Here is a 10,048-nt window from a genome sequence, read left to right as displayed (position 1 = left end):
TCGCAGAGCAAGGCCAGGTGATTTCGGTTCGTTTGATGAAAGACAAGGCGACCGGCAAGCGCCGGGGGTTCGGCTTTGTTGAGATGCCTGCTGCCGATGCGGCCAGGGCTATTGCGACACTCAATGATAAGGAGTATCAGCAGCGCACCCTCAAGGTTCGTGAAGCCAATGACAAGCGGGACAAAGAAGAACGTGAGAACGACGTCGACGCCTGATCTCTCAGAACAGGACTTCGGTTAAGGTAGACAGCCCCCAAGCTTGCAAGGGGGCTGTTATTTTTTTGGCCTCTTCATCAAGTCGTGTGCAATAGGCATGCGCCGCTGGGATCCCGGTTGTCGCAGCCATGGCATGACTGCTCAGCAGATGGGTCACTCGCTTGGCCACCGCCGCCCCCGAATCCACCAGCTGGCAATCAGGCATCAGCTGCCGGATCTCGGCGTCGAGCAAAGGGAAGTGGGTACATCCCAACACTAGCGTATCCGGTCTATCACTCCCTTCCAGCCAATCCGCCAATACATGGCGCAGCAGTGCCATATCAACAGCCTCTCCCGCCAGTTTGCGTTCTGCCTCGATCACGAGTTCGGTCGCGCCCTTGAGCAGCACCCGTTTGCCCGGCGCAAACTGGGCAATTAACTCATGGGTATAAGGACGGGCCACTGTGCCCGGTGTCGCCAATAGGCCGATGCACCCATTGCGGGTCAAAGCCGCGGCGGGTTTGATGGCAGGCACCACGCCCACCACTGGAATAGTCAAGGCGGCGCGTAAGGAGGGCAACGCTATGGTGCTGGCGGTGTTGCAGGCGATCACGACCAGATCGATGGCTTGTTCGGTTACCACCCGGCTTACCAAGCGGACACAGGCCGTAATCAGGGCGGATTCGCTCAGCTCGCCATAGGGGAAGTTGGCGTTGTCGAAACAGTAATAATAGTTATGGCCCGGCAGACACTGGCGGATCTCGCGATATACGCTCAGCCCCCCCATGCCGGAATCGAACACCAGAATATTAGCCACCTGCACCCCCTATGCTACGAAGGGGCGATCATACTCCCGCTCCCCGCCAATAGAAAAGGCCCTGCTGCTGGCAGGGCCTGTTTTTAGAGTGCTAATAAGATTGCTTATAATTGCTTATATAAGCAGGGTTATCAGAACTTGTAATCCGCGGTCACCCGGAACTCGGTACCGGGACCCGGGTAGTCGACAGCCGACTCGTACTGTTTGTCGAACAAGTTGTCGATACGCCCGCCCAAGGTCAACTGAGCGGTCGCCGAATAGCTGGCTGCCAGGTTCAGCAAGGTATATGAGCCCAGTTCGACACGCTCGGCCGGGAAGCTGGAGAAATCCTTGTCATCACGCTTGCCGGTATAAAGCAGCTCGCTTGACCAGTCCACGGGACCGGTCTGCAGCTGTGCCAACCAGCTGGCCTTGTTCTTGGCCCGGCGCAACAACTGACGATCTTCATCGTTCTTGTCCTGGGCACGGGTGTAGTCATAGCTGAACTCGTGGTGGACAGGTCCGGTATCCAGACCCAATGCCAGCTCGATCCCCTTGATGTCTGCATCGGTGTTATCCGGCTTGCAGCTGGAGAATGCGCTCTGGCAAGCGATCAGGTTCTGGATGCGATTGCGATAGAGGTTCACCGACCAGTCCCAGGCGGTATAACGACCGGTGAAGTCCAGCTCCAGGTTCTTGCTCTCCTCTGGCTGCAGATCCGGATTCTCATAGCCCGGATAGTAGAGATCGAGGAAAGTCGGCGCCTTGAAGGCGGTGCCATAGCTCAACCGCACATTGTGGTACTGGTCCAGATCCAGGCCGGTGGCCGCAGACCAGGTGTTGTGACGGCCATACTGCTCGTTGTCATCGGTACGACCAGAGAGTTCCATCAGCAGTGCCTGCCAGCGGTAGCTACCCACTGCGAACAAGCCGGTGTTGTCACGGTCGGGGGCATCGAATGCCTGACCATAGCTGCGCGAGTCGGATTTCAACTGCTCCTGCTGCCAGTCGGCGCCGCCGGTCAACACCAACCCCTCGACGCCGCTCCAGCTGTTCAGCCAGGAGAAGCGGGTCAGCCCGGTGTGGATTGGGTTGGCGGAGGACTCGCCCTGGCTTGCCAGCCAGTTCTTCAGCTTGTTCTCGCCATAGCTGGCCTCGAGTCGGCTATTGAAGTGGTCAGCCTGATACTTGACGGCACCATCATACTGGAACGCCTGCACCCGGCTCTGATCCGAGCTGAGGTAGGGATCGTCCATCTCGGTCTTGTTGTTGTAACCCTGAGCGTTGATGTCCGCACTCCAGGCATCGTTGAAGGCATGGTTGAAACCAAGCTGACCATTCAGGCTGTCGAAACCATCCCGATCCGGCTGCTGGGCTGCGGCGACGACGTCGTAACCGTCGCTGCGCTCATAACCGATCATCAGATTGGCATCAGTCTTGTCACCCAGCGCCTGCACGCTGCGCAGCTGACCCAAACCATAGCCATGACTGCCGACGCCGCCCTTGAGGTGAGTTTCTCCACCCTCTTTGGCCGAGGTATGGGTGATCAGGTTGATGACGCCGCCGATGGCATCCGAACCGTACACGGCTGCACGGGGGCCACGTATGTATTCGACACGCTCTATGTTGCCGAGCGGGATCTGGCTGAGGTCGGGAGCGCCGGTCACCATGGCGGCGATGGGGCGGCCATTGATCAGTACCAGAGAGTGGTTGGAGTTGGTGCCACGAATAAAGAGGCTGCTCTGATGGCCGCGGCCACCCAAAGTAGTGATCTGCACCCCTGGCAGGGTTTTCAGCAGATCCGGCAGACTCTGCACCTGGCGGGCTTCGATCTCGGCGCGCTCGATCACGACCACGGGGGCAAGCACCGAGCTGGCAGGTTGTTCCACTCGATTGGCGGTTACCACCATGGTGTCATTGGCAGGCAGGGAAGACTGGGCGAAGGCGGCCGTCGGCAACAGGGCAACCACCCAAAATTTCTTGGACATCACAGATCCTTAAGTTCGCGTAAGTATCTATTCCTTGGCCGGTTTCTCTCGGCCAGAAATACGAACTTTGGCAGGTCTTCGGACTCGGGGGCCAAGTGCCTAGGCGACGGCTTCCCGCCTTTCGGCAGTGCCCGGATGTCGCTTCGTTCCCCCTTACCGCTGCGCGCCAGCTCCGGATTTTCACCGGATTCCCTATTAAGCATGATGCGCCAAAGCGGGGGGATTATAGGAAAGGGTGGCACAAGAGTATAGCTATTTAGCCATCTATACGTCTTTTGCTCATGAAAATAGAAACCGGTGCCCATGGGGCCCCGGTTTGTCAGAATTATCAGTAGCTTCAGGATCAGTCGGCGTAGCTGGCCTTGGGGGCTGGCGGACGAATGGTGAGGGAAAGCACCAGCGCCACCACCATCAGCACCAGGATCAGGTTGAAGGTCGCCATGAAACCGCCGAACAGGGAGGCCACGATGGAGCCGATGATGCTGCCCAGACCAAAGCCCAGATAGATGACGCCGTAGTTCTTGGTCAGGTTGTTAAGACCAAAGAAGTCGCTCACCAGGGAGGGGTAGACTGTGATGGTGCCGCCGAAACTGAACGCCACGCAGGCCACCGCCACGAAGAAGAGGTTGGCATTGAGCGGCGCGAACAGCAGCAACGCCATGCCGCACAGGGTGATCAGCTGGGCTATGGTGATGACCCGGATGCGGGACATCTTGTCAGACAGAATGCCCAGCACCAGTCGGCCGCCCAGGTTGGCCATGGCGATGATGGCGACAGCGTTGGCGGCCACCGCGGTCGAGAGCCCCACCATGTTCTCGCCGATATCCTTGGCCACGCCGATGACGTAGAGGCCGCTCATGCAGGCGGTGAGGAACATCAGCGCCAGCATCCAGTACTGCGGTTTGCGCATCGCCTCGGCCAGGGTGAAATCACGGCTCTCGGTCTGCTGCGCCGAAGCGGCCTGCTTGGGTGCATCCTTCATCAGCATGCCACCCACCAGCACCATGGACATGGCGATCAATCCCCACAGCTGGAAGGTCGCCTCCAGGCCGTTGTTGGAGAGCAGCAGCAGGTTGATGTACTTGAAGCCGAGGCTGCCCAGGCCATAGGCGCCGATGGAGCAGGCGGAGATGAGCCCCTTTCGCTCCGGGAACCACTTCACGCAGTTGGAGAGGGTCATCAGGTAGCCGGTACCGTCGGCAAACCCCACCAGAATACCGGCGCAGAGGTAGAGCATGGCCAGATTGCTGGCGTGGGCGGTGAGGAAGAAGCCGATGCCGAGCAGCACGCCGGCCCCCAGGGTGACATTGCGCACCCCGAACCGCTCCTGCAACTTGCCCGCCATGGAAGAGGCGACCGCCAGCGACAGGCTGAGCAGACCGAAGGCAAACGCCACCTGGCTGACCGGCTCGTCCAGCTTGTCGGAGAGCTGGGCGTTGAACAGGCTCCAGGTGTAGACGGAACCCAGCGCAAACTGGGTGATGATGGTACCTATCAGGGTCAGATAGCGGGTGCGATTCAGATCGGTGGTCATGATGCGTCTCGGTCGATGGCCTTAAGGAAATTGAGGCCACTATAGGCAAGACGCAGCTCGTGCCAGCCGATTAAGGCATGAAATGCAGATCGGCGGGAATGAATGACAATCAGAGCCGCATCAGCTGACGGAACGCCTTGATGTTGCTGCGACTGACCGGCACCTCGAACGGCAGATCATGGAGCCGGATGAGATAAGTGCTGTTGAACCAGGGCACTATCTCGCGGATCTTGTTGATGTTGACGCAATAGGATCTGTGGCAGCGGAAGAAGCCCTCGGCCGGCAGCCGGCTGACAAACTCGCTGAGGGTCATGTTCATCACGTAGCGATCGGTGCGGGTGTAGACATAGGTCAGCTTCTCGTCCGCTTCCGCGTAGTAAATCTGCTCGCAGGGGGTGACTATGATGCGCTCTCCCTTCACCAGATTGACGGTGCGATTTTGCGGGCTGCTCCCCTCGACCCCCTGCACCGGCTGAGACTTGCCCGCCAGCACGAGCTTTTGCAGCAGATTGATGATGCGCGGCTCGTTGTAGGGCTTGAGGATATAGTCGAACGCCTCCAGCTCGAACGCTTCCACCGCAAACTCCTTGTAGGCGGTGACGAAGACGATGTGGGGCGGATGACTCGACTTGTGCAGATTCTTGGCCAGCAGCAGGCCGTCGATGGAGGGGATCTGGATATCCAGGAACACCACGTCCACCTCGTGATCCTGCAGGTATTTGAACGCCTCCAGCCCGTCCTCGAAGCTCGCCACTATCTCTATGGTGCTGTGCTGGCTAACCAGATAGACCAGCTCCTCGCGAGCCAGGTACTCGTCTTCCACTATGATGGCTTTCAGCATGACAATGCCTCGTGAGTGAGACACTTAACTTCCACAATGATGGTCTTCAGCATGGCATGGCCTCCGAGCTCGGCAGATAGAAACAGACTTCGGTACCCGGCTCCAGCCGCTTGAGATGCAGTCCGTCGCCATAGAGCAGCTTGACCCGCTGATGAACGTTCATCAGGCCTATGCTGCGGCTCTCCACCCGACCGGCGGCCACGCCGTCGATCACTGCCTGGCTGATGCCGTAGCCGGTGTCGCGCACCGCCACCCGGATCCCTCCTGCCAACTCTTTCACCTCTATGGTGACCTTACCGGGCGCGCTGCGGGGCTGGATACCGTGCAGGATGGCGTTCTCCACCAGGGGTTGCAGCAGCAGGCAGGGCACCTGAATGTGGACATCATCCACCTCGAACACCACCTCCAGCTTGTCGCCGAAGCGGGCCTGCTCGATGGCCACGTAGTCACGCACCTGCTGCAGCTCTTCCTGAATGTCGATCAGCTCGTCCCCCTTGTTGAGGTTGTAGCGCAGGTAGTCCGCCAGGTTGGCGATCAGCTGACGCGCCTGCTGGGGCCGGATGCGGATCAGCGACGAGATGGCGTTGAGGGCATTGAACAGGAAGTGCGGGTTGATCTTGCTCTGCAGCGCGGTGAACTCCGCCTTGCGGGTCATCTCTTTCAACTGCTCGATGCGAGACACCTCCATCTGGGTGGAGATGAGCTGGGAGAGGCCCACCGCCATCTCCCGCAACGAGCTGGTGATGCTGTGGGTCCGGCGGTAGTAGATCTTGAGGGTGCCACTGACGGCGCCATTTTCCCGTAGCGGAATGATGATGACCGAGTGGAAGTCCGACAGATGATATTGGCGCAGATCGTTGTTGATGATGATCTGGTCCAGCAGCACCGCCCGCTGGGTCATGTCGCTGATGGCGTGGTGCTCGTCCAGCTCGTAGTAATCCTTGCCCACCCCCACGTAGGCCAGCACGTCGCGGGTGTCGGTGATGGCCACCGCATCCGCCAGGATCTCGCTTCTGATGACGCCACACACCTGGCCGAGGGAGTGGCGATCGACCTTCTGGAAGAAAGGCAGCGTCTTGTTGGCAATGTCGAGGGCCAGCTTGGCCTGCTTGGCGGCAATCAGCTCCTTCTCGTCATCCAGATCCTGCACCAGCTTGATGATGAGCCCGATGCAGACGGTGCCCACGATCATGGGATAGGCAATGTGGCTGACGATATCCACCCCGACCGCATGGGGCTCGGCCAGCAGCAGGATCAGCAGCATGGTCAACCCTTCGCAAAACATCCCCGCCAGAATGCCGTAGAGCCAGAGCCGCGACTTGCGGCAATGAAAATAGATCCAGGTCGCCAGCAGACCGGCAATGATGCTGGCGATAAGGCAAGGGATCGAAGTGTGGCCATCCATGTCGATGAGGTAGCGATGCAGACCCGAGATGACCCCGGCCGGAATGCCGACCCAGGGGCCAAACAGGATACCGCCCGAGATGATGGCGATGATCCGTACGTTGATCAGCGCCCCCTCCACCGGAATGCCGGTATAGGTACTGAACACCGCGAACAGGCAGAAGATGGCCGCGACCAGCACCAGCTCGGCCGGGGTGTGGTTCTGCTTCTGGAACAGACGCTGGAAGGGCCGGGTGCGGGTCAGGAAGAACAGGGTCATCAGCATCAGGGCCGCCCGTTCGAACACCGCCAACAACATCATCTGATTTTCGAGCATGGATACCTCAGGGGGTCGGTGCGCGACTGGCGGCCTACTATAGGGATTATGGGGCCGGGCCCCGCTGACCAGGATCAAGGCGGGGACATTAACGCGTCACGCCTGAAACGCAAAGACCCCGCTCATTGCAGCGGGGTCTTTATGGCTACATCCGGCTCGGCATCAGATCCGAATGTGACAGGGATGAGTGCTATGTTGGCCAAGCCCGTACTCTCAACACCCCGCTCAGTACCTGACTTGGTAGTTGGCGGTGATGAAAGATAGGCGCACAGAGTAAAAAGCGTCACCCGACATCAAGTCAGGTGAGGCAATCATCGCTCAGGAAAGGGTGGCGAGCCTCGCGGCGAACCCCATGAAAAAGAGACCAATCAGACCATTACCCAGTTTGGCCAAGCGGATTTTGCGTTGGAAGAAGCGAGCCATCAGGGTGCCACCAAAGATCAGCAGAGTGAGATAGACGAAGCTCATGGCTTCCAGCATGCCCGCCAGCACCAGGTAAGAGAGCCAGGTGTTGGCATAGTTGAAGTCGATGAACTGCACGAAAAAGGAGACGTAAAACAGGATCGCCTTGGGGTTGGTGAGGCTCAGGGTCAGCGCCTTGCCGAAGTAATTCTCCCCCTGAACCGGCTCGGCATTGTGCTTCTGCGCCCTGGCAACGAAGTTGTCGTACAGTATCCGCACGCCCAGATAGAGCAGATAGATAGCCCCCAGATAACGTACCAGGGTAAACAACAGGGGCGTGGTACGGATGAGGGAGGCAACCCCCAGATAGGCGCAGAAGATGAGCAGGGCATCGCCGACGAAGACGCCGAGGGCGGCGCGATAACCGGGGCCTATGCCGCGGCTGGCACCGGTACGCAATACATAAATGGAATTGGGGCCCGGGGCTATGATGATGAAAAAAAGGCCGACTAAATAAGTCCAGACATTGATGACACCCAGGCTTTCAAACATGTTCCACCCCAATAGCAAAGACGAAGAGATGCGAAAGGAGACGGTACGGCCACCATCTCACTCCCCATCGACCATGGATCCATCCTAACCTTGCGCGAATAAAGTACAAGCCTCTAGCATGAGGCGGCTAGGATCAGCAGTATTGTCCCGCGACCCAGCCGGACGACCAGGCCCACTGGAAGTTGTAGCCACCGAGCCAGCCGGTCACGTCCACCACTTCGCCGATGAAATAGAGCCCGGGCACCTGACGCGCCTCCATGGTCTTGGAGGAGAGTTCGTTGGTATCGACGCCCCCCAGGGTCACCTCGGCGGTGCGATAACCTTCGGTGCCGTTCGGCAGTATCTGCCAATCCCCCAGCAGGGTGGCAATGGCCTCCAGTTCTCGCTCGTTGTACTGGCGCATCGGCTTGTTGCTGAGTTGACCCAGCTCCACCAGGATGTCGACGAAGCGCTTGGGCAGCTCGCGACCCAGCACGGTTTTCAGCTCCTGGGCCGGATGAGCCTGAGCCCACCCTTTCAGCGCCGCCAGTATGTCGAGATCCGGTAGCAGGTTGATATGGATCTTCTCCCCTGGCAGCCAGAAGGAGGAGATCTGCAGGATGGCGGGGCCGGAGAGGCCGCGATGGGTAAACAGCATGGCCTCCTTGAAACGGGTGCCATCCTCGGCGGTGACCGCTACCGGCAGACTAACCCCGGCCAAAGAAGCAAACGCCTCCTTGTCGGCCTGATGCAGCGTGAAGGGAACCAGACCGGCGCGGGTCGGCAGCACATCGAGGCCGAACTGCTCGGCCAGCTTGTAGCCGAACGGGGTCGCCCCCAGTTTCGGCATGGAGAGGCCACCGGTCGCCACCACCAGGGATTGGCACGCAATCTCCCCCTTGCTGGTCAAGAGCACAAACCCCTCATCGTTTTTGGTAACGCTCAGGATCTCGGTCTGGAATTGCAGGTTCACCCCGGCCCAGTCACACTCGGTGAGCAGCACGTCGACGATCTCTTTGGCACTCTCGTCGCAAAACAGCTGACCCAGGGTCTTCTCGTGATAGTTGACCCCGTGCCTGTCGACCAGGTCGATGAAATCCTGCTGGGTGTAGCGGGCCAGGGCCGACTTGCAGAAGTGAGGGTTGCTGCAGAGAAAGGCCTGGGGCCCGGTCTGATAGTTGGTGAAGTTGCAGCGGCCGCCGCCACTGATCAGTATCTTGCGGCCCGGTTTCTTGGCGTTGTCGAGCACCAGTACCGAACGACCCCGATACCCCGCCTGCTGGGCACACATCAAACCTGCCGCACCGGCCCCGATCACCACTACATCAATTCTCATCATCACAGTGCCACTCACCTAAAACAGATCTACCAGAGAGGAGCCAATACACAGGCTCCACCCATCACCACCCCCCAGGCCACCAAAAAAGAAACGGCCCACGAGGGGGCCGTATTGTACTGACTGAACATTAAGTGTCCACGACTTATCGGGAGACTTAAGCAAGCCTCATCCAGGGATCAGGCGTTGTTGTCCATCACGCTGGTAGGGGACGCCTTGGCCAGCTCTGCCAGCTCCTTGTCGATGAAGTAGAGGCCCTTGCCATCCTCACCCACCAGGTTGAGGCGGTCCACTATGCTCTTGAACAACTTCTCTTCTTCATGCTGCTCGGCCACATACCACTGCAGGAAGTTGAAGGTGGAGTAATCCTGGGTGGTGAAGGCAACATGGGCCAGGCCATTGATACACTGAGTGATGTGATGCTCATGCTCGAGGGTGGTGCGAAACACATCGCCCAGGGTGGTGAATTCGTGAGGAGGGGCACTGATGGCGCCCAGTATCGGCATGGCGCCGGTCTCGCTCACATAGGTAAAGAGACGCTCCATGTGCTGACGCTCTTCCACCGCATGTTTGCGCAGGAAAGTGGCGGCGCCTTCGAAACCCTTGTCCTCGCACCAGGCGCTCATCTGCAGGTAGAGGTTGGAGGAATAGAATTCCAGGTTTATCTGGTCGTTCAACTTCTCGATCATGGCTTGGGCCAACATGC

9 protein-coding genes and 1 riboswitch (1 of these 10 running past the window's edge) are annotated in these 10,048 nt (G+C 59.0%); of the genes, 1 reads left to right on the top strand and 8 read right to left on the bottom strand.

What is annotated here, in order from left to right; genetic code table 11:
- Positions 1–215: the final stretch of an RNA recognition motif domain-containing protein gene (locus tag ACSMDR_RS21090; RefSeq protein WP_005904974.1), read on the top strand. Its footprint begins 274 nt before the window's first position; 215 of the gene's 489 nt are visible here — the last part of the coding sequence; its start codon lies off the left edge, out of view; it ends in the stop codon at positions 213–215.
- Between the two features lie 4 nt (positions 216–219).
- Here ACSMDR_RS21090 and murI read toward each other — a convergent pair whose 3' ends face one another.
- The 8 genes from murI to ftnA all read right to left on the bottom strand — a co-directional run bounded on the left by murI (position 220) and on the right by ftnA (position 10,046).
- Positions 220–1,011: a glutamate racemase gene (murI, locus tag ACSMDR_RS21085; RefSeq protein WP_436469586.1), complete on the bottom strand. Its 792-nt coding sequence runs from the start codon at positions 1,009–1,011 to the stop codon at positions 220–222.
- 131 nt (positions 1,012–1,142) lie between these two features.
- Entirely contained in the window at positions 1,143–2,978 is a 1,836-nt protein-coding gene (locus ACSMDR_RS21080; protein ID WP_436469585.1) for a TonB-dependent receptor domain-containing protein, read from the bottom strand.
- Positions 2,979–3,030: 52 nt separating this feature from the next.
- A riboswitch (cobalamin riboswitch) is annotated at positions 3,031–3,207 on the bottom strand.
- 114 nt (positions 3,208–3,321) lie between these two features.
- A complete protein-coding gene (locus tag ACSMDR_RS21075) occupies positions 3,322–4,512 on the bottom strand; it encodes an L-lactate MFS transporter (protein ID WP_436469584.1) in 1,191 nt (396 codons plus the stop codon).
- 109 nt (positions 4,513–4,621) lie between these two features.
- On the bottom strand, positions 4,622–5,353 hold the full coding sequence (locus ACSMDR_RS21070) for a LytR/AlgR family response regulator transcription factor (RefSeq protein ID WP_436469583.1): 732 nt from the start codon (positions 5,351–5,353) through the stop codon (positions 4,622–4,624).
- Between the two features lie 46 nt (positions 5,354–5,399).
- Complete coding sequence (locus ACSMDR_RS21065) at positions 5,400–7,073, bottom strand: LytS/YhcK type 5TM receptor domain-containing protein (RefSeq protein WP_436469582.1); 1,674 nt, start codon at positions 7,071–7,073, stop codon at positions 5,400–5,402.
- A gap of 318 nt (positions 7,074–7,391) precedes the next feature.
- On the bottom strand, positions 7,392–8,027 hold the full coding sequence (leuE, locus tag ACSMDR_RS21060; RefSeq protein WP_436469581.1) for a leucine efflux protein LeuE: 636 nt from the start codon (positions 8,025–8,027) through the stop codon (positions 7,392–7,394).
- A gap of 133 nt (positions 8,028–8,160) precedes the next feature.
- A complete protein-coding gene (locus ACSMDR_RS21055) occupies positions 8,161–9,345 on the bottom strand; it encodes a BaiN/RdsA family NAD(P)/FAD-dependent oxidoreductase (RefSeq protein ID WP_436469580.1) in 1,185 nt (394 codons plus the stop codon).
- Between the two features lie 176 nt (positions 9,346–9,521).
- Positions 9,522–10,046 carry a non-heme ferritin gene (gene ftnA, locus ACSMDR_RS21050; RefSeq protein ID WP_005904983.1) on the bottom strand — a complete coding sequence of 175 codons (525 nt, stop codon included), beginning with the start codon at positions 10,044–10,046 and terminating at the stop codon, positions 9,522–9,524.
- Between the last annotated feature and the right edge of the window lie 2 nt (positions 10,047–10,048).

Origin of the sequence: Aeromonas molluscorum (assembly GCF_051376105.1) — a bacterium.
Taxonomy (GTDB): domain Bacteria; phylum Pseudomonadota; class Gammaproteobacteria; order Enterobacterales; family Aeromonadaceae; genus Aeromonas; species Aeromonas molluscorum.
The sequence above is the reverse complement of the archived record's forward strand: the minus strand, read 5'-3'. Positions and strand labels throughout refer to the sequence as shown.

Bases quoted from the DNA above. Each gene is read 5' to 3' on its own strand.
- ACSMDR_RS21080 (WP_436469585.1), bottom strand. From the start codon at position 2,978: ATGTCCAAGAAATTTTGGGTGGTTGCCCTGTTGCCGACGGCCGCCTTC.
- ACSMDR_RS21075 (WP_436469584.1), bottom strand. From the start codon at position 4,512: ATGACCACCGATCTGAATCGCACCCGCTATCTGACCCTGATAGGTACC.
- ACSMDR_RS21070 (WP_436469583.1), bottom strand. From the start codon at position 5,353: ATGCTGAAAGCCATCATAGTGGAAGACGAGTACCTGGCTCGCGAGGAG.
- ACSMDR_RS21065 (WP_436469582.1), bottom strand. From the start codon at position 7,073: ATGCTCGAAAATCAGATGATGTTGTTGGCGGTGTTCGAACGGGCGGCC.
- leuE (WP_436469581.1), bottom strand. From the start codon at position 8,027: ATGTTTGAAAGCCTGGGTGTCATCAATGTCTGGACTTATTTAGTCGGC.
- ACSMDR_RS21055 (WP_436469580.1), bottom strand. From the start codon at position 9,345: ATGATGAGAATTGATGTAGTGGTGATCGGGGCCGGTGCGGCAGGTTTG.
- ftnA (WP_005904983.1), bottom strand. From the start codon at position 10,046: ATGTTGGCCCAAGCCATGATCGAGAAGTTGAACGACCAGATAAACCTG.